Source organism: Psychromonas sp. KJ10-2, assembly GCF_047323255.1.
Lineage (GTDB): Bacteria > Pseudomonadota > Gammaproteobacteria > Enterobacterales > Psychromonadaceae > Psychromonas.
Window position 1 is genome coordinate 766,495 of record NZ_CP178827.1, and the last position, 26,546, is coordinate 793,040.

The 26,546-nt window shown below is 37.9% G+C and carries 23 protein-coding genes and 3 pseudogenes; 9 read left to right on the forward strand and 17 right to left on the reverse strand.

Features of this window, described 5'->3' with window-relative positions:
• Window positions 1-9: 9 nt before the first annotated feature.
• Complete coding sequence (locus tag ACLKL2_RS03675) at window positions 10-168, reverse strand: HAD hydrolase family protein (protein WP_413693411.1); 159 nt, start codon at window positions 166-168, stop codon at window positions 10-12.
• 52 nt (window positions 169-220) lie between these two features.
• A complete protein-coding gene (locus ACLKL2_RS03680; protein ID WP_413693412.1) occupies window positions 221-2,131 on the reverse strand; it encodes a RecQ family ATP-dependent DNA helicase in 1,911 nt (636 codons plus the stop codon).
• Between the two features lie 312 nt (window positions 2,132-2,443).
• Here ACLKL2_RS03680 and ACLKL2_RS03685 point away from each other — a divergent pair, with 312 nt between their 5' ends.
• Window positions 2,444-3,676, forward strand: coding sequence for a multidrug effflux MFS transporter (locus ACLKL2_RS03685; protein ID WP_413693413.1), 1,233 nt, complete (start codon window positions 2,444-2,446; stop codon window positions 3,674-3,676).
• Between the two features lie 33 nt (window positions 3,677-3,709).
• Here the strand turns inward: ACLKL2_RS03685 and ACLKL2_RS03690 are convergent, their stop codons facing one another.
• The gene (locus tag ACLKL2_RS03690) at window positions 3,710-4,006 is read right to left on the reverse strand and encodes a hypothetical protein (RefSeq protein ID WP_413693414.1); all 297 of its coding nucleotides are present in this window, start codon (window positions 4,004-4,006) and stop codon (window positions 3,710-3,712) included.
• 575 nt (window positions 4,007-4,581) lie between these two features.
• On the opposite strand from ACLKL2_RS03690, the gene ACLKL2_RS03695 reads away from it, so the two are divergent.
• The 3 genes from ACLKL2_RS03695 to ACLKL2_RS03705 all read left to right on the forward strand — a co-directional run bounded on the left by ACLKL2_RS03695 (window position 4,582) and on the right by ACLKL2_RS03705 (window position 6,765).
• Complete coding sequence (locus ACLKL2_RS03695) at window positions 4,582-5,337, forward strand: transporter substrate-binding domain-containing protein (protein ID WP_413693415.1); 756 nt, start codon at window positions 4,582-4,584, stop codon at window positions 5,335-5,337.
• Window positions 5,338-5,407: 70 nt separating this feature from the next.
• Window positions 5,408-6,118: a M20/M25/M40 family metallo-hydrolase gene (locus tag ACLKL2_RS03700; RefSeq protein WP_413693416.1), complete on the forward strand. Its 711-nt coding sequence runs from the start codon at window positions 5,408-5,410 to the stop codon at window positions 6,116-6,118.
• 35 nt (window positions 6,119-6,153) lie between these two features.
• The gene (locus tag ACLKL2_RS03705) at window positions 6,154-6,765 is read left to right on the forward strand and encodes a hypothetical protein (protein WP_413693417.1); all 612 of its coding nucleotides are present in this window, start codon (window positions 6,154-6,156) and stop codon (window positions 6,763-6,765) included.
• Between the two features lie 57 nt (window positions 6,766-6,822).
• Here ACLKL2_RS03705 and ACLKL2_RS03710 read toward each other — a convergent pair whose 3' ends face one another.
• The 3 genes from ACLKL2_RS03710 to ACLKL2_RS03720 form a co-directional block, all read right to left on the reverse strand.
• Entirely contained in the window at window positions 6,823-7,731 is a 909-nt protein-coding gene (locus ACLKL2_RS03710) for a DMT family transporter (protein WP_413693418.1), read from the reverse strand.
• 99 nt (window positions 7,732-7,830) lie between these two features.
• Complete coding sequence (locus tag ACLKL2_RS03715) at window positions 7,831-8,538, reverse strand: AraC family transcriptional regulator (RefSeq protein WP_113818861.1); 708 nt, start codon at window positions 8,536-8,538, stop codon at window positions 7,831-7,833.
• Window positions 8,538-9,500, reverse strand: a complete 963-nt coding sequence (locus ACLKL2_RS03720; protein WP_413693419.1) for a 5'-nucleotidase — start codon at window positions 9,498-9,500, stop codon at window positions 8,538-8,540. The genes ACLKL2_RS03715 and ACLKL2_RS03720 overlap by 1 nt, the downstream gene beginning before the upstream one ends.
• Window positions 9,501-9,885: 385 nt before the next feature.
• Between ACLKL2_RS03720 and ACLKL2_RS03725 the strand changes: the two genes are divergently transcribed.
• The 4 genes from ACLKL2_RS03725 to gpmI all read left to right on the forward strand — a co-directional run bounded on the left by ACLKL2_RS03725 (window position 9,886) and on the right by gpmI (window position 14,525).
• Complete coding sequence (locus ACLKL2_RS03725; protein ID WP_413693420.1) at window positions 9,886-10,632, forward strand: B12-binding domain-containing radical SAM protein; 747 nt, start codon at window positions 9,886-9,888, stop codon at window positions 10,630-10,632.
• Window positions 10,569-11,483 carry a B12-binding domain-containing radical SAM protein gene (locus tag ACLKL2_RS03730; protein ID WP_413693421.1) on the forward strand — a complete coding sequence of 305 codons (915 nt, stop codon included), beginning with the start codon at window positions 10,569-10,571 and terminating at the stop codon, window positions 11,481-11,483. Before ACLKL2_RS03725 ends, ACLKL2_RS03730 begins: the two co-directional genes overlap by 64 nt.
• Before the next feature lie 377 nt (window positions 11,484-11,860).
• Window positions 11,861-12,673 (forward strand): TauD/TfdA family dioxygenase, encoded by an 813-nt coding sequence (locus ACLKL2_RS03735; protein WP_413693422.1) that lies wholly within the window; start codon window positions 11,861-11,863, stop codon window positions 12,671-12,673.
• Window positions 12,674-13,007: 334 nt separating this feature from the next.
• Window positions 13,008-14,525, forward strand: coding sequence for a 2,3-bisphosphoglycerate-independent phosphoglycerate mutase (gpmI, locus tag ACLKL2_RS03740; RefSeq protein ID WP_413693423.1), 1,518 nt, complete (start codon window positions 13,008-13,010; stop codon window positions 14,523-14,525).
• Window positions 14,526-14,666: 141 nt separating this feature from the next.
• Here gpmI and ACLKL2_RS03745 read toward each other — a convergent pair whose 3' ends face one another.
• Entirely contained in the window at window positions 14,667-14,951 is a 285-nt protein-coding gene (locus ACLKL2_RS03745) for a GNAT family N-acetyltransferase (RefSeq protein ID WP_413693424.1), read from the reverse strand.
• A 51-nt stretch (window positions 14,952-15,002) separates the two neighbouring features.
• Window positions 15,003-15,267, reverse strand: a pseudogene (locus ACLKL2_RS03750) (DUF1285 domain-containing protein).
• Between the two features lie 283 nt (window positions 15,268-15,550).
• Between ACLKL2_RS03750 and ACLKL2_RS03755 the strand changes: the two are divergent.
• A complete protein-coding gene (locus ACLKL2_RS03755) occupies window positions 15,551-16,969 on the forward strand; it encodes an exonuclease domain-containing protein (RefSeq protein WP_413693425.1) in 1,419 nt (472 codons plus the stop codon).
• Window positions 16,970-17,062: 93 nt separating this feature from the next.
• Here the strand turns inward: ACLKL2_RS03755 and ACLKL2_RS03760 are convergent, their stop codons facing one another.
• The 9 genes and pseudogenes from ACLKL2_RS03760 to ACLKL2_RS03800 all read right to left on the reverse strand — a co-directional run bounded on the left by ACLKL2_RS03760 (window position 17,063) and on the right by ACLKL2_RS03800 (window position 26,544).
• The gene (locus tag ACLKL2_RS03760) at window positions 17,063-17,746 is read right to left on the reverse strand and encodes a GGDEF domain-containing protein (protein WP_413693426.1); all 684 of its coding nucleotides are present in this window, start codon (window positions 17,744-17,746) and stop codon (window positions 17,063-17,065) included.
• Window positions 17,747-17,750: 4 nt separating this feature from the next.
• Entirely contained in the window at window positions 17,751-18,560 is an 810-nt protein-coding gene (locus ACLKL2_RS03765) for a PDC sensor domain-containing protein (RefSeq protein WP_413693427.1), read from the reverse strand.
• A 394-nt stretch (window positions 18,561-18,954) separates the two neighbouring features.
• Window positions 18,955-19,500, reverse strand: coding sequence for a DUF1285 domain-containing protein (locus ACLKL2_RS03770; RefSeq protein ID WP_413693428.1), 546 nt, complete (start codon window positions 19,498-19,500; stop codon window positions 18,955-18,957).
• Window positions 19,501-20,041: 541 nt separating this feature from the next.
• Window positions 20,042-21,681: pseudogene (locus tag ACLKL2_RS03775) on the reverse strand (electron transfer flavoprotein-ubiquinone oxidoreductase).
• A gap of 42 nt (window positions 21,682-21,723) precedes the next feature.
• A complete protein-coding gene (gene purU / locus ACLKL2_RS03780) occupies window positions 21,724-22,608 on the reverse strand; it encodes a formyltetrahydrofolate deformylase (RefSeq protein WP_413693429.1) in 885 nt (294 codons plus the stop codon).
• Between the two features lie 99 nt (window positions 22,609-22,707).
• Complete coding sequence (locus ACLKL2_RS03785; RefSeq protein ID WP_413693430.1) at window positions 22,708-23,637, reverse strand: electron transfer flavoprotein subunit alpha/FixB family protein; 930 nt, start codon at window positions 23,635-23,637, stop codon at window positions 22,708-22,710.
• Window positions 23,637-24,397 (reverse strand): annotated as a pseudogene (locus ACLKL2_RS03790) (electron transfer flavoprotein subunit beta/FixA family protein). Before ACLKL2_RS03790 ends, ACLKL2_RS03785 begins: the two are co-directional and overlap by 1 nt.
• 40 nt (window positions 24,398-24,437) lie before the next feature.
• The gene (locus tag ACLKL2_RS03795; protein WP_413693431.1) at window positions 24,438-25,763 is read right to left on the reverse strand and encodes an aspartate aminotransferase family protein; all 1,326 of its coding nucleotides are present in this window, start codon (window positions 25,761-25,763) and stop codon (window positions 24,438-24,440) included.
• Between the two features lie 25 nt (window positions 25,764-25,788).
• On the reverse strand, window positions 25,789-26,544 hold the full coding sequence (locus ACLKL2_RS03800; RefSeq protein ID WP_413693432.1) for a 3-keto-5-aminohexanoate cleavage protein: 756 nt from the start codon (window positions 26,542-26,544) through the stop codon (window positions 25,789-25,791).
• Window positions 26,545-26,546: the final 2 nt, after the last annotated feature.

A 26,546-nucleotide genomic window follows, 5' to 3' on the forward strand; every position in this document is an offset into this window, starting at 1 on the left:
CTAACTCTTCTAATGCCCCCTCATACCACTCGTTGGACGTCCAGAAACTAATACAACACGCACACCTTTAGCGCGAGCGGCATCGATAGCCGCTTTATTTTCAGTGGTAATTTTCTTGTCCGGTGTCATTAATGTGCCATCAATATCTAGGGCAATCAGTTTGTACATATAAATTCCTCTCGTATTAGGTAAAAATAGTCATTCATTAAAAATCTCGCTGTTATGTATTATCAGCCCTTACCCATTCCAGCACATCTGCAAATCGATAGTTTTCGAACTGAGCAAAACCCGTTAATTGACGCACTTTTAAGCGGGTAAATATTGGCGTGGTTAATCCACAGAAAAACCGTGCTCTTAATATATAGCTATCGTGTTCACCTAACTTAGCTGCAATCGGCTGAGTTAGCTGTACTCGGTCATACTCCTGTAATGGTGGTAAATCTGGTACCGGTGGCATTACAGCAGGTTGCCCTGCACAGACAGAGCAATGACCACAATGAGTTTGTAAACGATGATCAGAAAAATAATAGGCTAATTGCCAATTTAAACAGGCATCACTCGCAAAAAAGTCTAACAGGTGATGGATACGTTGAATCTCACTCTGCTCTTTTTGTAAAAATCGATTGATTAACTGCTCACCTAACTCTCTTGTAATATTAGTTTTATCAACTTTATAAACCTGGGTCATCTGTTTTGTTTGCAGTTCAATGAGCCCTTGTTGATCAAGATAGTCTAAAGCGGTTAATATTCTACTTCGCTCACATTGTACCTTAGATTGTAACCGCTCTAAATTTAATGAATGCCAGGTACGTGCTTTATCCGATGTAGCTAAAATAGTTTGTACAAACTGAGCCCGCTCTCCGTGAAAACGCCCCACTAACTCCACCTCGGGTACTAATAGTTTATATTTGTATTCCGCGTAATAGCTATAAGCAGGCTCGATCACACCTTCTAATTCGAGATAAACCAATAATGTTTTTAATGCTAATAAACGAATATTGGATTGAGTGGATAAACTGTTCATCACCACTTCCCATTGCGATACAGTTTTGTTTATCTCTTCAATAATAAACGCTATCGCGCTGGCTTCTGGGGTATCTGCATGAACAAAGTTTTCTAATACATTAAGGTTATTTTTATTAGCTAATACTAGACACTCTGATGTTTTACCATCACGTCCTGCACGCCCAATCTCCTGCGCATAGTTTTCAATCGACTTAGGTAAATCATAATGCACCACGAAGCGAATATCGCTTTTATCAATGCCCATTCCAAAGGCAATAGTAGCGACAATTAATGGTAGCTGACCACTCATAAATTGCTGTTGAATGTGTTGCCTTTGTTCATTGCCTAACCCCGCATGATAAGCGGTTGCCTTTATACCCGCGTCACTTAACGCATTAGCGACTTGCTCAGCGGTTTTTTGCAAAGTAACGTAAATAACACCCGCCTGCCCTGATTTGTTATGTAACCAAAGTATTAATGAAGGCAATTTATTCTGCTCATCAACACCTAACACAGACAGATTTAAATTCGAACGGTAGGACCCCGTTAAGGTAATATGTTCAGGATTAATACGAAATTTATGGGCCATATCCTGGATCACTTTATCGGTGGCCGTCGCTGTCAGTAATAACACTTGTTTAATGGAGAACTGCTCTCTGTACGTAGCTAGTTTTAAGTAATCAGGTCTAAAGTTATGCCCCCACTCACTAATACAATGCGCTTCATCAACCACCATTAATGAGATAGGCACCTTCTGTAAAAACGTTCTGAAACGTTCACTGTTCAAACGTTCCACAGAGATAAACAAAATCTTTATCTGACCTTCACTAACGCGTTTATAAACGTCAGCAGCTTCTGCGGCAGTTTGCATCGACTGTATGCTCGCTGCTTGAATCCCTTTGCTTTGTAAAAAATCTAATTGATCTTGAATCAAGGCTAACAAAGGAGAAACTACTAAGGTTAAATGCGGTAAATGTAATGCGGGCAATTGATAACACAGGCTTTTGCCTGAGCCCGTTGGAAAAATAGCTGCAGCGCTATGCCCCTCTATCAAAGCTTGAATGACAGGCTCTTGTCCAGGTCTAAACTGATCGAACCCAAAATATTGCTGCAAAGTAGAATACATATATAAACCCGAAAACTAAGTGACCGAAAACTAGGTGAATAGTCATTTATATCATAGTTATCTAAGTTTTGTAGTTACCTGATTATTTTACATCAACAAAAAATACTTAAACCTAATCTGATTCAACCTGTTTGAATCAGATTTATCGCTCAGTTTAAGCCCCTAATTACGATGGAATATAAATATTATATTATTGAATTTACTTACTTTTAGGTTTAATTATTTGATAATTTTCTGATCTTTATACAACAAACCTTGCCTGCCATCTAAAAGCCCCTTATCATCCTCTGAAAATATAAATTAGAGGTCAAGATGACAACAGCACAGCCTAATAAAGTCAGTAAACGATTAATTATTACATTGTCATCTATCTATGCTATCTCCCCTTTTGCTATCGACAGTTATTTACCGGCTATTCCATTAATCGCTAATGAGATGCAAGTGGATATTTCATTACTATCGGTAACAGTCAGTTTATATATTTTAGGATTAGCCATCGGCCAATTAATTGGCGGCCCCCTTTCAGACAAACATGGCCGTTTGCCAATCATGTTACTAGGCTTAAGTATCTTTGCATCGGCAAGCCTACTACTCACCACCAGCCATCATATTGGTTGGTTGTGGGGGTGGCGTTTAATGCAAGCCATTGGCGGTGGTATCGCCATTGTTGGCGTACCAGCCACGATTCGTGATAATGCCGATGGAAAAGAAGCGGCCAAATTGTTTGCCTTAGTGGCTTTAATTATGATGATCGCACCATCAATAGCTCCGACCATAGGTAATTTCATTCTCTCTTTGCAGTCTTGGCATTGGATTTTCTATTTTACTGCTGGGTTCTCATGTGTTGCCATGTTAATGGCTAAAATGTTTGTTCCGCACCAATCTGCAAAACAAAAAAAGCTATTAGCAATCACTATTGAGCGTAAAAAAGGTATTAAATTTATAGAAGTGTTTAAGCACAAGCAAGGCATAGGTTACATGCTGGCACAAGCTTTTGCTTTTGCTGTCATGATGACCTTTGTCGCTAACTCAGCCATGATCTATTTATCTATTTATGAGGTTAGCGCCACGACCTTCACTCAGCTATTCGCTTTAAATATTGGTGGCTTAATCTTCATTAACCGACTCAACACCCTACTATTAAATCGCTTTGAACCTTCAACACTAGCAAGGTGCTTTTTAACCATGCAATTTTCAGGTGGTATATTATTAGTAGTGGCTAGTTGGTTTGCACCTGATAACTTAACCCTTACCGTAATAGGGTTTATGCTCATGATCAGTGCAAATGGAGGAATAATGGCAAACTGTAATGCGTGTTTTTTAAAGTATTTTGGTAAGAATGCAGGTACAGCTTCTGCGGTGTTAGGGGCTTTCCAATGTGCGATGGGCGCAATAGTGAGTGCTTTTGCAGCATTTATTAGTATGGGTTATTTACAACCCGTTGTATTGATCATGCTACTTTCTTCAACGGTGGCATTAACAGCGGTGATCCACAGTAATAAACAAGTGAGAATAGCCGAAGCTTTAGAGGCTGATAACCTATAATTTCATCAAGGTATCAGAACTACCTGTTAACCCTTACAGCATACTAGTGAAATGCCCGTAATAAAGCTTTTCTCCCACCAATGCTTCTAATGCTTCACGACTTGGCAAGTCATGCCAAAGTTCAGCGGCTTGCTTTACAGCTTCTTCACTTGTCCAAGTCAGTTGCCAACAAACTTCATCTTCGCGAGCAGTACTTTGCAAAATATCATAGGATGAAATCAACTGATCATGGCGGTTAATCTCTTGAAATATTAATAGACTTACACGCATAACCTCAGGGATATTGTGTTTGGTGACTTTAAAAATTGCAACTTCAGAACATAAACTCATATTTTTTACTCTTATTGAACATCTTCAAGAGCACAGTCTTTCTAATTTTTTTTGATAAAGCAATTCCTGCAATAAATTTTCGGAACAATTTTTCCGCTCAATCGGAACAGCATGCTCAGCCTAGGCATTAAAAATAAATATTCATTCGACGATAATGGTTAATTAACAACACAAATCACTGTGAGTGTAGCCACCATAAAACTTTACATACTCATTTTTTAACCGACTAAACAAAAACATTAACCTTTTTTATGCACTGATTTAGTTCATATAATTTAACCTCTTCACCATATAAATTTAAAAAACATGTTAAATCAATTACTCATCACTGCACCAAATTAGCCTATCAAGTAATTTTTCGCACTGTTTTAGGGAATATAAAAAAGAGTAAAAAATTAAATAAAAAACACTATTGAACGATCGTACATTTTTAGGTTAACTTAATAAAAAAACAACCAGCCCATTGATTTATTGATGAGCATATTGAAATTATATCCACTCTGATGAGGGAAATATCGTTATCACAATTATCTACTTAACTGCCAGATTGAGACTTAACTACAAGGAAGAAGAAAATGAAAAAAGCATTATTAGTTTTATCAATAGTTTCTACGATCTTTTCAGCACAAGCTCAAACGGTCACTAAAATTGGTGTAGCCGCTGAACCCTATCCGCCTTTCTCGACTAAATCAGCCGATGGGACGTGGAGTGGTTTTGAGATAGACCTGATTCATCAGGTTTGTAAACAAGCAAAACTAACCTGTGAAATTAAAGATATTGCTTGGGACGGTATTATTCCATCACTACAAAGTAAAAAAATAGATGTTATTTTTTCCTCAATGTCAGTCACTGACGAGCGATCTAAAAAGGTGCTTTTTACTAGCCCATACTACTCTTCAATTCCTCTGGTACTTGGCCAGGAAGGGCAAGATTTTGAATTAACCAAAGAAGCAATGAAAAATAAAATAATTGGCGTGCAAACTTCAACTGTGTCTGCTTTTTACATTGAGAAAAAAATCGGGAGATCTCGTTCTATCCGTCATTATGATACACAGGATGCAGTAAATGCAGACTTACTGGCTGGTCGCATAGACTTTATGATCTCCGATAATATCATGGCTGCTGAATTCTTTAAAAATAACAAAGAAGGCCTTCAGTCATACGGCACAGTGGAATACGACCCAGTGCTTGGTGAAGGTGTCGCAGGTGGTGTACGACTCGATGATACAAAACTAAAAGAAACATTAAGTAAAGCCATCGATTCAGTTGTGAAGAGTGAAAATTATGAAGCTTTATCAATGAAATATTTTGGAACAAATATCGCGCCATAATCAAATCGGCAGATAGTGGTGTCGTTCATTATTTGCCTGTATTATTTTTCTCGACTGACTAGGATAAAAAATGAACGGACCAATTCCCCTTTATCACCAAAATGCACAACAGCATGAAGTTGTTCGATTGCGAAGACATCTTCATCAATATCCAGAAACAGGGTTCACAGAATATTGGACAAGCAATGAAATATGTTCATATTTATCAGAGCTTGGTTATGAAATCAGCTATGGTAAAGCACTTTATGAAGCCGCTTACCCAGATATTAACCATATTTCTGAGTTGGTAAACCTAGATAAAAACAAGATAGACAATGCCTACCAATCAGCAATGGAAAGCATTTCAGATGATAAATGGCTCCCAGATATGCAAGGTGGCTTTACCGGTGTGATTGCTCGTTTATCATGCTCTGATAAAGGTCCAAAGATAGGTTTTCGTTTTGATATTGACGGGTTACCAATAAAAGAATCAAACAATAATACACATAAGCCGTCAATTGAAAACTTTACATCGAAAAACCAAAATATGCATGCCTGTGGTCATGATGGTCATACTGCTATTGGTCTTGCTTTAGCTAAGCAAATAGCAGAAAACCGAGAGCAACTATTAGGTGAATTTATTCTTGTATTTCAACCTTCTGAAGAAGGGCCTTCAGGAGGAGAAGTTTTTCAAAATTCGATATTTTCAAACAACTTGATTATCTCGTTCCATTACATATCGGTATCATTGATACACGTAAAGTGGTATGCGGACTTGCGTTTCTTAGTTTACAGAGTTTAAAAGTATCCTTTAAAGGTAAAAATGCACATGCGGCGGTGAGTCCTGAAAAAGGTAACAATGCCCTTCAGGCTGCTTGTATGGCGGTGACTAATCTGCATGGCATTTCTCGACATGGCGATGGTATTACACGAATCAATACTGGTAAATTTACTTCTGATAACCCTACCAATGTTATTTCTGATTATGCTGAATTTGAATTAGAATTAAGAGGTGAAAACAACCATATATGTCAATACCTGTATGACAAAACCAATGATATTATTAAAGGTGCCGCGCTTATGTATGGTGTGGAACCGAATATCGAAGATTATGGTAAATATGTAAATGCAGATAATGCAAACTCGGTGATTTCCTTTCTTAAACAAGCGGCTTTGAACTCAGGTCTTAAAGAAGAGATGATCATTGATAGACACCTCTCTTCAGCATGTGAAGATGCCCCGTTTTTAATGAACCAAGTAAATAACAATAAAGGCTCTGCGAGTTATTTATGCCTTGGCTCACCTACATTTGCTGGGCACCATCATCCTGAATTTGACTTTGATGAAGATATGTTAATTTACGGTGTGGATATACTTTGGGAGTTTATTCAATGTGTGTTGTTAGAAAAAAATCTAATTAAACTCATCCTTACAATTACTTATTTATAAGGTATAAAGCTCAGCATGGCTCAGTTTTATACCTTCAAATGCAATTTAATAAGGACGTTAATGCCTCGATGACTGTAATAACAAACAGACCATAATCAAAAACAATCCAAACCAACCTAATAATGAAATTGATTCCCCAACGATAAACACCGCAAATAAGGCGGCAACGGCAGGCTCAAAAAGGGTTAATAACGTGGCTTTACTAGCATGAATGGTTTTTAAGCCAAAACCAAAACATAGGTAACCGATAAACATTGGAATAATGGCAATATAAAAAAGTACGATGGTGTTGACTGACGAAATACTATGAGTATCAGTGTTTAACAAAAACACCGGCACTAACAATAAGCCACCTAACCCAAATATACTGCCAACGGCAGATTTAGAGCTAACCCCACGATTGATTAAGGCTTTAGCCGCCCATGAATATAAAGCATAGGTGAAACCAGCAACCAAGCCTAATACAACACCTAGATATTTACTGCTTGCTTCAATCTCATTGCTCGACACACCGGTTTCTGAGGTCGCTAACAATGCAATACCAATAGTCCCAATTAACAAGCTAATTAACCAATAGCCATCAATATTATTTTCTTTGCTAAAAAGGCGCTCAATAATCGCAACAAAAAACGGCGCACTAGCAATTGAGACCACAGTCCCGATAGCTACACCAGATAACCGCATCGAACTATAAAAAGCTAATGGATAAATAGCTAATGCAATGGCGCCAATCAATAAAGTATAACGGGACTCGCTCAGTTTTTTCATGTCTAAGCGAATATGTTTAGCGCCGTTAATAGCCAACAATAATCCACCAATTCCCATGGTGAAAGATCCAATGGCTAAAGGGCTAATAGTAGATGCGTAGGAAGCAGCTGTTCCTGTTGTGCCCCACAGTAATGAGGCAAATAAAATGGCAAATACGCCCTGTTTACTTGCCTTGGTACTCACGCTTAATTGGCTCAATGTTAACTTCCTCCTCTGATAGATTAGTATCAAATCATAAAGTATTCATTTAACTATTAGTTTGCAGTTAAGACGCTTTGTTTGACATTAAAGACTTAGTTAACGTCTTATTTGGCGCGGAGAGAGTTGATAAAATTGAGAGAATCGTCGACTAAAAGCCGAGATATCACTGTAACCCACCTGTTCTGATATCAATTGTACCGGGATATCGGTATGCGTTAACAAAGCTTTAGCTTTTTCCATTCTTTGTTCGGTAATGTATTGCAATACACTTTGTCCGATGCACTGTTTAAATACCTTTTTAAATTGAGTTGGGCTAAGACAAGCCAACTGTGCAAGTTGATTGACATGTAATGGCTGAGAAAGATCATCAGAAATAGTCTGCAAAACAGCTCGAACTCTAGGGTCTATTTGTTCTCCAGCTATTTGTTCTGATAACAATTTACTAAACATTTCAATCATCATTTTCTCTAATGATTGATCAACTTTATGTTGTAATTGTTGCTCAATAAATAACAAATAACTGCGTAACGGTGCAGACATAGCAAAAACAGAAGAGCTCATACTCAATAAATTATCCGGGAGTTGATTAAGGTCAGCAACAATAAAACGAGCACTTTCATCGGCTTTAAACAGATGAAAAACTTGTGCGGGTATTACCACACATTCACCTACCGATACCTTACCTGTATACCCTTCTAGCTCAATAATAATTGTTCCAATAATAGGTAGAACTAACTGATGATAACAGTGGACATGCCCTTTTTGTTGTTTACTGTAAGCGCGAATACTCAGGTTATCTTGCATTAATCACTCACTTCCACTTCATTGCTATCAACGGCATTTTTGACACCAAAGGGAATATGTACAGAAGGCGCAACCGTGCTTGTTGAACTTAAATGACCAGATTGGTCATCAAAGAAAATATGCGGTTTTAACACACCAAGGATCAAGCCTTTATCAACACCTCCTAGAAAAAAGGCATCGTTGGTCATCACGCCCCACTCTTTTAAGGTATTTAAGGCTCTTTCATGGGAAGGCGCATTACGCGCAGTGACAATGGATACACGTAAACGATTACGATAGGCGGGATCATGCTTCTTTTTGTTCTCTTCAATTTTTTGAATGGCAGACACCTTCACTAAGAATTCTTTCAAAGGTCCGGGATTATGTGGTTGTAATACATTCTTAGTTTCGTGTTCATGGAACTGATTCAAGTCATTGGTATTATGCATCACGGTTTCTGACTCATCATCGGCTAACACGCCATCAAAATCGAAGGCGATGCGTAAATCATCGTCGTCTTCATCGATAATTGCAGATTTCATCACATGCCCTGCTGGGTAACCTAAGCGAATCGCTTCTTTAACATCGAAAGAGTTACCCGATAAAAACAATGAAATACTTAATGCTGGGATGTAATCATAGGGCGATTTACCTTGCATAAAAATGGCGCGTGAAATCGGTAAATTATGGTGTTTAATAGACTTCATCACTCGCAAACCCGTATCGGGATCGTTACGTGACAACAACACCACTTCAACCAATGGATCAGACTTAGGATCGTCCGTTAGATTATTGAGCGATAATAAACGCTTAACAAATGAAAATGAAGGGCCTTTAGGTAATGGCACATCCACATGTTTTGTTTGATATTTACGATACTCTTCTTCACCTTTAGTGCGAAACACAGTATCCGACTCTGTTAGGTCGAACATAGCACTAGAAGCAACACCAATCACTAAACGACTACCTAATTCATAGGGCATTTCAACACTCCAAGTAAGACAACATCATTGATTATTAAGGTATAATACCAATCATAGTAAGTAACTGATCTATTTTACTTGTTAAAACAACTTATTTTTTCGTTGTAAGTTTCGTATAGGGAACAACCATTTACATCAACTTACGCCTCAAACTAAGCCATTTTTCCGGCGCAAAATTTAGATCAGTTATTTAATACAATTGGTATAACACTAGCGACTATTTAACCGTAAATCAGCACCTTGATACAGTCATATTATTCAAACTAGTTAAAACAACAAGTATAAGAAGGTTATTGCGGAGACTTACCTTCAATCAAGCGCTGAATCTTTGAAGCGATTACTGTATTATGTCGCGCATATCTTCCCCCGACATAAAAGAATTTTCATGGCTACTCAACAATTCGATAATGAACTCACGATTATGCGTACGGCAAACACAGAAGTCATTGCGCCTGTTATTGAGGGTTTATCTTCCTCTAGCATCGTACTTTCAACGCTGAACTCTAAATATATTCACTCTAGTTTAGGGCTACGTTACTTATATGCTAATTTAAAGGACCTGCAACCGAATTGTGAAGTGAAAGAGTTTGTTATACATACTCGCCCGTTAGATATTGTAGAGCAGATACTGGCAGCAAATCCGACCATAGTAGGTTTTGGCGTTTATATATGGAATATTATTGAAACGACAAATGTTGTAAGTCTATTAAAAGTTATTGCACCACAGGTAAAAATTGTATTGGGCGGTCCAGAAGTTAGCTATGAATCTGAATCACAACCAATCGTACAAACGGCTGATTATGTCTTAACGGGTGAAGCTGATATCAGTTTCTATGATCTTTGTAGAGATATTTTAAGTGATAATGCACCCACCACTAAAATAATGAAGTCTAAACCTGTCGACTTAAAAGACTTAGCAATGCCCTACCAGTATTACAGTGATGAAGATTTAAAGAATCGATTATTGTACGTAGAAGCTTCACGTGGTTGCCCCTTTAAATGTGAATTTTGTTTATCTTCGTTAGATACTAAATCCAACCCTTACGAGCTAACCGTTTTTTACAGCAGATGGAAACCTTGTATCAACGTGGGGCGCGTAACTTTAAGTTTATTGACAGAACCTTTAACTTAGATATCAGAACCTCATTGCAAATTATGCAGTTTTTCTTAGATAGAATGACCGATGATCTTTACCTACACTTTGAAGTAGTACCAGACCATCTACCAAGAAAACTCAAAGAGATGCTCGCATTATTCCCTGAAAATACCCTGCAATTTGAGATCGGAATACAGACCTTTGATCAACAAGTGCAAACCAATATTAGTCGTAAGCAAAATAACCCAAAATCAAAAGAAAACTTAATCTGGTTAAAAGAACATACCACGGCACATATTCATGCTGATTTAATTTTTGGATTGCCAGGCGAAACTTTTGAAACATTCAAAGATAGCTTTGATCAACTGTATGCGTGTAAACCACATGAAATTCAAATGGGCATCTTAAAACGCCTGAAAGGTAGTCCAATCATCAGACATACTGAAGAGTTTGACCTACGTTTTAATCCATTACCACCGTTTAACATTTTAAGTACAGACAGAGTCGATTTTGCCACTATGCAGTTAGTTAATCGTTTTGCACGTTACTGGGACATGATAGGTAACTCTGGTCGATTCAAACATACACTAGACCTTTTGTTAGCCGATAAACCCTTCGATAATTTTATGGCGATCTCTAACTGGATATTTGATGAAACCGGACAGACACACAAAATCAATTTAAAACGTTTGTATGAATTGATATCTCAATCAGTAGTCGCGCTCTTCCCAGAGCAACATGCAGTGGTCTTACCGCAGCTTGAAAAAGATTACCAAGCATCAGGATTAAAAAGCATTTTCAATACACTTAACCTTTATCAAGCACAAATCAAAGACACCAATAAACCCAGTAAATTGCTGCAGCGTCAAAAGCAACATATGAGTTAATACTGATCAAAAATGGCATAAGGTGCTATTGAATAATTGGTTTAATCTACTTTAACCGATTATTTAACGCACCTTACTGTAAACGTTCTCCTAAAGTTATTAGCTTCCAACAGTCTTCCCTATTATCAAATTCAACAACGCCATCAATCCATTCAATTTTTTAAATCTATATTCACTTCCCGAAAAATTAAAACTAATTCTCAGTATACAAACATCTGTTAGCCCTTATTTATGTCTTCTAACCTTTTTGTCTATCTTCCATAAAAACAGTACGTTAACGCTGCAACTTAGTTTGCAACTTCTGATCGGCATATAACGGATTGATAACTTTCCGCATAGCCCTTCTTACCTTAAATAACAAAATGAAAGGAAGAAAGATGATTACTTTTAACGCACTAAATTTAAACAAATATACCTTAAATGAGTTAACCGACATAAAGGCCACATTTTATCGACAAGGGTTCGTATTAATAGATACCAGCTCCATTAACGGTAAAGATAAAATATCCCCCGTTGCTACTGCATTAAACTTAGGTAATGCTGCGACAACGTATTACAACAAAACATACTTCGACTACAAACTGACAACAGACAATATGGCGGTGATTGGTGATTTGCCCAATAGAAAAGGTAAAATCAATCATGAAGGTTTTGAAAGCAATAACGCACAGGGATTACATGTAGATGGCACGATTGAACCCTTAGGGTCGATCCAAACATCGCTCTTATACTGTAAACAACCTGCAAAAATCGGAGGTGAGAGTATTGTGTTCAACCTCATGGGAGCCATTAATGATTTAGCAAAAAATGACTTATCCCTTATTCAACCTTTATTTGATCCAAACGCACTAAAAAGAGCATCGACCTATGAAGGCATCAATGAGAGTCATACTGGTCCTATCCTAGGCTACCATCCAGAAACAAAGAGGTTGATTGCCCGATTTGCAATAAACATTACCTGCCAGTGGCAAGAAGGATTTAATAAAGTCCCTAGCTTAGAGAGAACCATTAATCGCCTCATTGCTATGGCCGAAGAAGGTTCACCTTATACCGCTAAATTTCAATTACAAAGCGATACCTTGATGGTGATGGATAACAGCAGGATCTGCCACGGTCGTGCGGCTTATACAGACTGTCCGACAAAACCTAGAACCATGATCAGAGGTATCTACTCACAACTACCTAACTAATTTTTACTGATCATCTCATTAATAATGAATCATGATAACGCCAAGCACGAACTTGCTTTCGTGCTTTTTTATTTCCTCTCAGAGCTCCCCCATTACAGCTCAATAAGGTCCTTTAATATTGACATAGCCTTTTGCACCTATCAGTTTGATTGGAAATAACCATAGCAAAAACAAGAAATGTCATAGACAAACCTATCAATTAAGCTTAAATTAAACATATCTTAATAATAACTATTATCATTAAATAGTGTTATTACCCTATTAGACTTATTGTTAGTGGCATAAGAAAAATAGAAAACAGAACATAAGAACTAAACATTAAATTGGGCGAATTATGAATAAGAAAACAATCCTAATGATTTTAGATGGCTGGGGCACTTCTCCAGACCCTAAAGTATCAGCACCAGACAATGCGAACATTCCATTTTTAGACTCTTTATACAAAGATTACCCTAATGCTTCACTACGTACTGACGGTGAACATGTTGGTTTACCTGTAGGACAAATGGGGAACAGTGAAGTTGGACACATGAACCTTGGTGCAGGTCGCATCGTTTATCAAGACTTAGCAAAAATTAACATGGCCGTAGCGGATAACACGCTTGCTCAAGAGCCAGTACTGGTTGATGCACTACAATACGCGAAAGACAATAATAAAGACGTGCACTTTTTAGGTTTATTAAGTGACGGTGGCGTACATTCACATTCAAGCCACTTAAAAGGCTTTATCGATGCCGCTCAACAAGCTGGTGTTGAACATTCTTACGTTCATGCATTTTCTGACGGCCGCGATGTAGACCCTAAATCAGGTAAAGGATCGATTCAAGATTTACAAAATTACATTAAAGGTACCAATACGCAAATAGCTTCGATCACTGGTCGTTACTACGCAATGGATCGAGACAATCGCTGGGAACGAGTTCAACTAGCTTATGATGCACTGGTAAATGGTGTTGGTATAAAAGCAACGGATCCAATTACTGCAATTGAACAAAGTTATGCAGAGGATGTTACCGATGAATTTGTTAAACCAATTATCTTAACTGACGATCAAGCACAACCTAAGGCCACCATTAAAAAAGATGATGTGGTTATCTTCTTTAACTTCCGTACCGACCGAGGCCGTGAATTAACTCAAATGTTAAGTCAGCAAGACTTCCCTGAGCAAAATACCACTAAACTTGATTTGTACTACGTAACTATCACTAACTACAGTGATGACTTTGAAAATGTAAAAGTAATTTACGACAAAGATAACATCAGTGAAACCTTGGGTGAAGTATTAGAAAAACACGGTAAGAAACAGATACGAATTGCAGAAACAGAAAAATACCCACATGTGACATTTTTCTTTTCTGGTGGTCGAGAGGAACCTTTTGAAGGCGAATCACGTATCCTTAAAAACTCACCTAAAGTGGCAACCTACGACTTAAAACCTGAGATGAGTGCCTACGAACTGCGTGACGCACTTGTTCCAGAGTTAAACAAAGGTGAAGCTGACTTTGTTTGCCTTAACTTTGCCAACGGTGATATGGTCGGTCATACAGGTATGATGGATGCAGCAATTAAAGCCTGCGAAGCAGTAGATGAATGTGTTAAAGATGTTGTCACCGCTGCGCTAGCAAATGATTACACCACACTAATCATCGCCGACCATGGTAACTGTGAAACCATGATGAACCCAGATGGTAGCCCACATACGGCGCATACAACGAATCCAGTACCTGTGATTCTAGTGGATAAAGATCTGAAGAAGATCGAAAATGGTGTGTTAGGTGATATGGCTCCGACTATACTTAAGTTAATCGGCATAGAACAACCAGCTGCAATGACCAGACACTCGTTGGTTTAGGATCACTATAAACGACTAGATTAGTAGGGCAGAAAACTGCCCTACTATTAACTTAAATAGCATATTTGATCTTAGAAGAGGGATTGAAAAAGCTGAAGTTCATCATCTGAATCATCGCCCTTCATGCACTAGTCAACTAAGCTATTTTCTACGCATGATATGTTGAGGGCCAACCAAACCACCTAAATACAATTTAGCTGTATCTTCAAAACCAGCTTTTTTATAGCAATTAATTGTTCCATGATTTTTACAATTAACGGTTAGATAAATGAACGCATTATCAGCATAATTCTCACTTAAATATTTAGGTAGTACTTTCATAAATTGAGCACCAATACCTTTGACTTGATAGCGACTATCTATAGCTAACGACTTTAAGCCGATACTCGAATCAGAACAAAACTCGTGGCTTTTTGAATAGCCCAAATCTAATTAAAAAAACCAACAATGTTACCTTCATATTTTACTATATGCTTATCAATTAACTTTGTGTGGCGCATCTTCAACTTGTATTCTTACTTTCTCAACGGGGGTCACTAAAAAGTGCTCTCCGTCCTTTAACCATAAAATACGGCTAAACATTTTAACCATCGCAGGACGATTAATCTTCCCCTTCATGTACCCAATCACCATTTGATTTAATAACTAAATCCATATCGCCACAGAAAGGAGGAGTCCACTTTTCAACAGGAGGTAATGAGTCAAATTTGGTACTGTCTAAACCTTTTAACATAATGGTCATTCCCTGTGTTTGTATTCAGTAGATAATATTGTAAAAACAGTACAGTCACTTTTCTAGATAGATGCAACACAATCAAACATTAATATCGACTAAATAATGAGTTAGCATTAGCCTTATTTGATTAAATAAACAACAATCTACAAACTTGTAATGATCGTAGAAACTTAATTATTCGTACTCCTTAAAAAAGGAGATTATAACTTCCTAGTAAGTGCTAGCCGGTATCATGGATTAGCCTTAACACTGGATCCTTACTATATGAATAAATGGATAACAAAAAACTATGGTTGATTTTAGCCGACTGGCTTATGTTGATATTGAAACAACAGGTACAAAACCCACACGAGATCAAATCACTGAAATTGCTATCGTTCAAACTCTTAATGGGAAAATCATTGATAAATGGCAATCACTTGTTTGTCCAAATACATTTATTCCTACAATGATTCAGCAGTTAACAGGAATAACACCTGATATGGTTATAGACGCCCCTACCATTGATAAAATAATCCCAGTCATCATAGAAAAACTTGCTGATCATGTGCTGGTTGCACATAACGCACGCTTTGATGTGAGCTTTTTACGTAATGCCTTTAAACAAAACAACATAGAATTTAAATACCCAGTGGTATGTACCGTAAAACTCTCACGTGAGATGTACCCAACTTTTAAAAGGCATAACCTTGACAGCATTATTAAACGCTTTGGTTTAACTTGTGAAAGCCGACACAGAGCCATGGACGATGCCGCTATCCTTCCAGAAATAGTCGCGCGTATGAAAAGTGACTTTAACCAGCAGAAAGTACTACAAGCGATGGCTTCTCAACAAAAGCTTTCTAGCGTACCACCCCATATCAATCCTGACATATTCTCGACTATGCCTAATGAACCAGGTGTGTATTTATTTTACGGTGAAACAGGTAACTTATTATACGTAGGTAAAAGTGTGCAAATTAGAGCGCGAGTTATTTCGCACTTTTCCAGTGACCATAGTCATGATCGTGAAATGCGCATGGCACAACAAGTCCATGATATTGAATGGATAATCACAGCAGGTGAATTTAGCGCATTGGTGTTAGAGTCTGAATTGGTTAAGTCGCGAGCGCCTTTATTCAATCGGCAACTTCGCAAACAAAAATCATTGTTTACCATCTATTGGGACAATAGTCTTGATAAAACAGTTGCTCAACCAAGCGTTATCGATATCAATACGTTAAACACTCAGTCCAAAAAGTCATCATTAAAGAATACCTATGGGCTTTTCAAAAACCGACGGACAGCCACTGAGACTCTACGTAAACTTAAAGATGAAAATCAACTCTGTGGCATTCAATTGGGCTTAGAAAAAGGTAAAGGACCTTGTTTTTCTTACCAGCTGAAAAAATGTAAAGGGATTTGTTGTGGTAAAGAAACAACCATCGCTTACCAGATAAGAATGCAGCAAGCATTAGCTCCGATAAAAATTAAAGGTTGGCCTTATAAAGGAGCCATTGGCATTAAAGAATACAATGAACAAAGCGATATAAGCTGTATTCATATTATTTCCCATTGGTTGTATCTAGGCAAAGTGAACAATGAAAGTGAGTTAGTAGATTTCAATTTTGATGTGACAGCTAAACTGGATCAAGACTTTTATAAAATATGTATTTCGCAACTACAAAAGAGCCATCGCTTTATTAACTTAGCCAACCTTAACCAATAACTTACATGATTATAAAGCCGGATCTTGATTGATAAGAAACTGGTGAGGAATAACTAAAAGACACAATGCCAATTTAATTGCCTAGCTGAGTCTTCATGAGATTTGTTTCATGACACTCACTATTTCTATGTCATTGTGGCACTCGCTACGATTCCTACCATGTTCCTTACTTTGATATAAAGCAAGGTCGGCTCGTTTAATTAACTCAACGGGTTCAATAGTTAATTGCGGAATGGCTGATGCGATTCCAGTACTAATGGTGACATGCTTGTATGATGATTCAATATGCGGAACGTTTAAGTTACTAACAGCAAGCCTTACCTTTTCTGCAACTAACGCCCCCTCTTTGAGGGTACTTTCTAACAATATAACAAACTCTTCACCTCCATATCGAAATAAAGAATCAGTCGGTCTCTTAACTGTTTTTTGAATGGTTTGAGCAACGACTTTTAAACAATCATCCCCAGCGATATGTCCATAAGTATCATTGAAGTTTTTAAAATGGTCTATATCTATCAGTAATAACGTTAACGGTTGTTGGCTGCGTACTTTCACCATCCACAAATGGTTGAGTGTTTTATCTAACCATCTTCTATTATAAACCTCAGTTAAGCTATCTATTTGCGATAAAGATTCTAAAGCTGAATTGGATTTCTCTAGCGCTTCATTTCTGTCATTAACCATATCAATAGCGGCATTAAAACCAACAATCAAGTCACCAATTTCATCTTCTTTGTAGCCTTCAATATGACTTAATGATTTATTTTGTAATACCATCTCCCTAACCGACGCAGCGGCCTTTCTTAATGGAGTAAAAAAGAAGGTTAAAAAACATAATAACCAAAAACACAGTAACACCTACAATGAGCCCATTAATAATTGTAGCTCGTAAACTGTCATTAATAACTTGATAAACCTTATCAACAGGAGTTCTTATCATAACAAACCAATCCGAGGATTTAACATCAGCAGCTGCAGCTAACATTTGGTCATTCGCTGAAGTTGCAGTAGAGCTGTATCCATTAAAGCCATCCATTACCTGATCGAAAAATACATCCTGCCCTTTTATTGGCGTTGTTTTAAATATAAAATTTGGATCGCTCGCAGCTAGAAACCTTCGCTCTTTTCTTGAAACGACAAAGATATCGCTTTGTTTACTAAAGTCTTTATCAAATATATATTCTATAAATCCAGGCCGATTTAAAAAAATTGGCGCTTCTAAAACACCTAATACCTCACCACTTTCATCTCTTAAAGCAATTGCAATAACAACTAATATTTCATCAATAACTCGAGAACGAAAAGGTAAACTTATAATAACGCCTTCGCTATTCTTAGCTTTTATCATCCATTCAGATTCAGCAAAGATTACATTTTTCCTGCCAGGAATAACTGGATATTCAGCGATAGCACCATCTCCGCTTGCTCTTATAACAGCAAATCCTTGCGGAAAAAAGTCAGTAAATGAAATATTAGTTTTCAACAATTCTTTAATAAAGTCTTCTGATTGCATCTTTTGTACAGGTATTTTATCCGCTAGAGCTGCCAAGAATTTTGTACGTATTGTTATTTTTTTGAATATCTTCTGCAATAAATTGAGCTTGTGTATATTGTTCTTTATTAATTTGATTTGTAATTTCAGACTTAAGTATTAAGAAATTATAAATTTGAAGCGGCATAAAAGCGACGATGATAAACACCGAAATATAGAAGGATAACTTGGTAGAAATACGCGATGGTTTCATTTTATGTAAAAGACTTATCATGCACTCATAATTTATTAGTTAACAGATAAGATAAACATAGCGCTTTTATCAATTAAAAGTTAGCCTTTTGATTATTTTTTAATGAAAATAAGTCTCATATAAGATTTTTTATGTCAAAAGAGGTGTTAAAAGAATTTATTTATAAAAATTCACTATCAAACTGATATAAATAACACCCACAGATAAAGCTATCAGCGATTAAAAAATCCAGAGTAATTATTAGCGGGAAGATGAGTCTTCAAGCATTAACAGATAAGGCTTACCCGCACTCGTTAAGCCATAGCCAGTTCCATCCACCGTCTCTAATATTTCTAATTGGTTTGCTAAATCATAATAAACTTGACGAGCAATAATCGCTTTCATTCCATAGCGCATAGAAACGTATGGGCGTTCATTACCTTCAAAGGGCGCAATCCAAATATCGCAATCTGCGCCAAGCGTCATGACATCATCGGTATCTGTTCTAAACTCAATTGCACGTCCTTGATCCGTTTCAATCCATTGCCAATGCGTGATCATAAACGGTGCATCTTCAACTTGTATACGTACTTTCTCAACCGGCGTCACGAGAAAGTGTTCACCCTTCTCTAACCAAAGAATACGGCTGAACATTTTCACCATCGCAGGTCGGTTTATTTTACCGCCTTCATGGATCCAATCGCCGTTTGATTTAATAACCAAATCCATATCGCCACAAAAAGGCGGCGTCCACTTGTGCACGGGTGGCAGAGAGTCATATTTTGTACCTTCTAAACCTTTTAACATAACCGTTATTTCCTTGTATACATACTAACGAATTAACAATTGATTTATAAAACAGTACAGCAACTTTTCTGAGGAGATGCAATCACAATAAAACGATACAATCAGTTCCTATTGTTTTAAAAAATATATTGCTAGCCTTTCTAAATTAAGAAACGTTAATTCATCATGCAACCAACTAATACCAATCATAGTAAGTAACTGATCTATTTTACTTGTTAAAACAACTTATTTTTTCGTTGTAAGTTTCGTATAGGGAACAACCATTTACATCAACTTACGCCTCAAACTAAGCCATTTTTCAGGCGCAAAATTTAGATCAGTTATTTAATACAATTGGTATAAATCGCTATGCTCTCTAAATCTCATATTAAACAATGATATATTGATAAGCTTGCTTTTCACTACTTAACAGTTGGGAGAGTGGCGGCACCCTGCATAGTTATTTTTTATCAATAGGTTACCGAAAATCCACAAGACATTACTTACTAAAATTTTTGCACTGCCTTTATTACCGTGAAAACTACAGCTTAATTGATTTTATCTACATATTGGGATAATTAGGTCCGTTGCCACCTTGAGGTGTATGCCAATTAATATTTTGTGTTGGATCTTTGATATCACAGGTTTTACAGTGTACACAGTTTTGGAAATTAATCTGAAGATGTGGTTTCTCTTCCTGTTCTACAATTTCATAAACCCCTGCTGGGCAATAGCGTTGTGCTGGCTCAGCAAATTTAGCTAAGTTAATGGTAATGGGTACTGTTGTATCTTTTAATTGCAAATGACAAGGCTGATTATCGTCATGATTTGTTGCAGAAAATGAGACGCTAGTTAGCCTATCAAAACTTAATACACCATCGGGTTTGGGATACGTAATCGGCTCAAACTTATCAGCATGTTTCAATGATTCAGCATCTGTTTTACCATGTTTTAATGTACCAAATAGTGGCTTGCCCATTAAGCTAGCACACCACATATCCAAGCCACCTAACGGCATACCAATCCAAAGGCCGTATTTAGACCAAAGTGGTTTAACATTACGTACTGGTTTTAAATCTTGACCTACTGGCCCTTCTCTTAACTCTTTTTCATAGCTTACAAGCTCATCACCTTCGCGGCCTGCGTTAATAGCTTCAAATACAGCTTCTGCAGCAGCTTTGCCAGACAACATAGCATTATGATTACCTTTGATACGAGGCACATTCACTAAACCTACAGAACAACCCAATAACACACCACCCGGAAAGTCACTTTAGGAATAGATTGATAACCACCTTCTGAAATAGCACGTGCACCATACGCAACACGTTTACCGCCGGTTAGTAGCTTTGCAACTTCAGGATGATGTTTAAAGCGTTGAAATTCTTCATAGGGTGATAAATAAGGATTTGCATAGTTGAGGTGTACTACAAAACCAATGAATATTTGCTTGTTTTCAGCATGATAAATAAAAGAACCACCACCTGCATTATTATTAAGCGGCCACCCCATCGTATGAGTAACTGTGCCCTCTTTATGATTGGCAGGATCAACTTCCCATACTTCTTTTAATCCAAGGCCAAATTTTTGTGGTTCGTGCCCTTCAGATAAATTGTATTTATTGATCACTTGTTTAGATAACGAACCACGAACGCCCTCACCTAATAAAACATATTTACCACGTAATTCCATACCCGGTTCATAAGCTGGACCTTGTGTACCGTCACTATTTAAACCAAACTCACCAGCAATAACACCGCTCACTCGTTCACCATCATAGATGAGTTCAGAACAAGCCATGCCAGGAAAAATATCCACGCCAAGCGTTTCAGCTTGCTCAGCTAACCAACGACAAACATTTCCCATTGAAACAATATAGTTCCCATGATTACTCATTAACTTAGGCATGCTTGCATTAGGCAGTTTAGTTTTACCTGTCTCAGTTAACATTAGGAAGTTGTCTTCTGTGACTTCAGTACTGATAGGCGCATTCATATCTCGCCAATTAGGCAATAACGCATCAAGTCCTGATGGATCAATCACCGCTCCCGAGAGAATATGAGCACCAATTTCAGAGCCTTTTTCTAATAAAATAACAGACATGTCAGAGTCAAGTTGCTTTATGCGAATAGCTGCTGATAACCCGGATGGCCCACCACCAACAATGACTACGTCGTAGTCCATACTTTCTCGTTCAATCATGATTCTTTTCCTTAAACTTTATTTTGCCCAATTTTTTATTACTTAACCCATAAATTTTGCAGAGTAACTACCCGGTGAAGCAGGGAAAACAATTGTCTTTGTATCATTTAGAAAAACACGGCGACGTGCATGTGCATGGACTGCTCGAGCCAATACTGACGCTTCAACTTCGCGACCGATACTGACGTAATCTTCTATCGACTGAGCATGTGTGACACGTATTGTCTCTTGCTCAATGATCGGTCCTTCATCTAAATCAGCGGTAACATAATGCGAGGTAGCGCCAATTAGCTTCACACCTTTATCGAAGGCTTGCTTATAAGGATTAGCCCCTTTAAAAGAAGGTAAAAATGAATGATGGATATTGATAATACGTCCGGACATTTTTTGACATAAAATATCGGAAAGGATCTGCATATAACGGGCGAGTACAATTAACTCAGCTTCGCTTTCTTCTACCAAACTTAATAGTTTGGCTTCAGCTTCTACTTTATTTTGTTTGGTTACTTTAACGTAATGGAATGGTATATCGTTATTTACCACCAGCTTTTGATAATCTAAGTGATTCGACACCACACCGACAATTTCTATTGGTAAAGTACCAATGCGACTTCGGTATAACAAATCATTAAGACAATGCCCATAACGAGAGACCATGATCATAACTTTCATTCTTTCTTCTTCACCGCGAAGGTCCCATTGCATATCAAAATTTGCAGCTATCTGGGTAAAATCACTTTCAAGATCTGCTAGTTCAGCCCCCATTTCACTTATTAAACTTATACGTGTGAAAAAACGATTCGTATTTGTATCATCAAATTGAGCACTATCTATGATGGTACAACCTTTTTCAGACAAAAAACCTGATACCGCAGCAACTACGCCACGACGAGAAGAACAGGTAATTGTTAAACAATACTTAGACATTTTAAAATGGCTCCAAAAGAGAGTTAATTTGCTGTTAGCTAAATAAAAGTGAATGACCGATTCGCAATGAATATTGCCTTATCGGCCATCAAAATATGCTTATGAAAGCTGTTCTGTTAATTCAGGAACAATCTCAAATAAGTCCCCTACTAAGCCGTAATCAGCTACTTTAAAAATCGGTGCATCAGGGTCTTTATTGATTGCAACAATCACTTTAGAACCTTTCATGCCGGCTAAATGCTGAATTGCACCTGAGATACCACAAGCAATATATAAATTTGGAGCAACCACTTTGCCTGTTTGACCAACTTGCCAATCATTCGGTGCAAACCCCGCATCAACAGCAGCACGAGAAGCCCCAACAGCGGCATCTAACTTACCAGCTAATGCTTTCACGATATCAAAGTTGTCAAGAGAACCAATGGGTCGACCTGCTGAAACAACAATTTTAGCTGACGATAATTCAGGTCCTTTAGTTACCTCAACTTTATCTTCAACCCAAGTTGAAAGTGTTGGTAAAGTCGGTGTATTGATTGCTTCAATTGGAGCGGAATTTGTTAATTGTGCAGGTTCAAAAGAAGCAGTTCGCACTGTTAATACTTTTGTTGCATCAGACGATTGAACCGTTTGAATTGCATTACCAGCATAAATAGGACGTTGGAAAGTATCTTCACTTTCAATTTCAATAACATCACTAATTACCATCACATCAAGTAAGGCTGCAACACGCGGTAATATATTTTTTGCATCGTTTGTTGCAGGGGCAATAATGTGACTATAACCATCAGCAATTGATACGATAAATGAGGCAGTTGGCTCTGCTATACGATATGCAAGCGCATCACTTTCAGCAGTGATCACTTTGGAGACACCATCAATTGTAGCCGCTTCTGCAGCAGCATCAGCAACCGATGAACCAACACATAATAAAGTAACATCACCTAGTTTACTTGCTGCAGCAACTGCGCGAGCTGTGATATCTAATGAAAGTGTTGAATCTGTAATTTCAGCTAATAATAAAATAGACATTAGATTACCTCCGCTTCATTTTTTAATTTATCAAGTAACTCAGCAGCAGAATTTAAAATAACGCCCTCTGCACGAGGAGCTGGTTCAGTTGTTGATTTAATAGTTAAACGAGGGGTGATATCAACGCCTAAATCTGCTGCTGTTTTTTCTTCTAATGGTTTACGTTTTGCTTTCATGATATTTGGTAAAGAAGCAAAGCGAGGTTCATTCATACGTAAATCAACAGTGATAATTGATGGTAATTTCACTTCAATTGTTTGTAACCCACCGTCGATTTCACGTGTAACACGAGCGATATCATTATTAACTTCTAGCTCAGAAGCAAAAGTTGCTTGGCTCCAACCTAATAATGCAGACAACATTTGACCTGTTGCATTCATATCGTTATCAATGGCTTGTTTACCAGCAATAATTAACCCTGGCGCTTCATCTTCAATGACTTTTTTCAGTAATTTAGCAACGGCTAACGGTTCGATATCTTGATTAACATCGTCTGTTGCCACAATTAAAATAGCGCGGTCAGCCCCCATTGCTAGTGCGGTACGGAGCGTATCTTGAGCCTGCTTAACACCTATCGATACAACAACAACCTCAGAAGCAATACCTTTCTCTTTTAAGCGGATAGCTTCTTCAACAGCAATTTCATCAAATGGGTTAATAGACATTTTAATATTGGCTAAATCAACACCTGAACCATCCGATTTAACTCGTACTTTTACGTTGTAATCAATCACCCTTTTACAGGTACTAAAACTTTCATGGTCAATCCTTTTTAAGTTATATACTTTTAAAATATCTAGTTATTTAGGTAAAACAGCTTCTAAAGCACGGCTTAACGTTTCAACCATTTCAGTCAACTGCTCTTCTGATGCAATAAATGGAGGGGCTAATAAAATATGATCTCCGTGCTTGCCATCACGAGTACCACTTCCCGGATAGCAAATTAATCCTTCAGCTAATACGGCTTTTTTAAACTTCGCAGAAATACTTAACTCTGGTGCAAATGGTGTTTTTGTCTCACGGTCGGCAACAATTTCAATGCCACGAAATAAACCGCGACCACGTAAGTCACCAATATGAGGGTGGTCTCCGAACTTAGCTTGTAATGCTTTTCCAAGAAATTCACCACGCGCTTTAACTTGGTCAACTAAACCGTTTTCAATAATTTCACTGACGACGGCTAAACCTGTCGCTGCTGCAATAGGGTGTGCTAAATAAGTATGCCCATGCTGGAAAAAACCTGAGTTATCTTTGATCGTATCGTAGATATGGCTAGTACATAACATTGCACCAATCGGTTGGTAACCTGCTCCTAACCCTTTTGCGATACACACAATGTCAGCAGTAATATCTTCTGCTTCATGTGCAAATAAATAACCTGTACGGCCCATGCCACACATCACTTCATCAAGAATCAGTAGAATGCCCTGCTCATTACAGATTTCACGAACGCGTTTAAAATATCCCGGCACAGCAGGAACAGCGCCCAATGTAGCTCCTACAACAGGCTCTGCGATAAAGGCTATAACCGACTCTGCGCCAAGGCGTTTAATTTCATTTTCTAAATCATTAGCAACACTTAAGCCATAAGCTTCAAGGCTTTCATCACTTGGACGTTCGGCATATTCATAACAAGGTGCAACGTGGCTCATTTCAACGAGGATCGGGGCAAATTTTTCACGACGTAATGCATTACCACCAGCAGATAAAGCACCTAATGTATTACCATGATAGCTTTGACGACGAGCGATAATATGACGACGTTGTGTTTCACCACGCTCAACAAAGTATTGACGAGCTAATTTAATAGCTGACTCAACTGCTTCTGAACCACCTGAGACAAGATAAACGCGATCAAGGTCGCCAGGTGCATTCTCAATTAATAAATCCGCAAGTGCTTCAGCAGGGTTTGAAGTGAAAAAACCAGTGTGCGCAAAAGCCAATTTACCAGCTTGCTCTTGAATAGCGTTGATCACTCGTTGGTTAGAATGACCAAGACAAGAAACAGCTGCACCACCAGACCCATCAAAATAACGTTTGCCATTTTTGTCGATCAAATAACAACCATCACCTGCAACCGCGGTGGGAAGAGAAACATGACAATGTCTTGGAAAAATATGGCTCATACAAAATACCCCTGTATCACTAATCTTATTTAAGTTGATCAATCGTTTTAATTAATCTTGATATAGATGCAGCATTATCGGCATGTTGCATCCCTTCTGGTGTCACTAAACTATTTTCAAAGCCAACTCTTACAGAGCCACCTTGCTGTGCAGCATTAGCTAAACAAGCATGTTCTTGGGGTCCAAAAGCACAAACCATCCAATCTTTTACATTGGGCATTGCTTCGCGAAATGGCATTAGGTCATCTGGTGATGATATTTGCCCTTGTGTATAACGGCCAAGCACAAACAGCACGCTACCTTGAGTTGCTTTGACAATGCCTTGTTGTTGCCACTCATGTAGCAACTGAATATCGTCAGTGTTGTAAAGAATGTGTTGAACCTCAGTGCCACTTTCAGCACAAAGATCATAAACTTGAGGAGCCAGGCTTAAATCCCTTGCCATTTCTCGGATAGAGATTGAAGCCCACTTGGGCTTCAATTCTTGTAAGCATTTTAATTGTTCAGGTACATCAAATATACCCGCCGCTTCCGTTGTCACTTGTACCTTTAATTTCGGTAGTACAAGTGCTAGTTCACTAGTAGCTTCTTTATAAAGACCAACATCTAACGAATGCAGACCTTGCTCATCTCGCACGTGAAGATGTAAACCATTCGCACCTGCGTTATAACAGCTAGTCGCTGTATGAATGATCTCAGGGACTGAAATTGGCAAAGCATCGTGATCCGCTTTGCCACGTCTAGCCCCATTCGGAGCAACCATAATAAAAGGACGAGTCATTG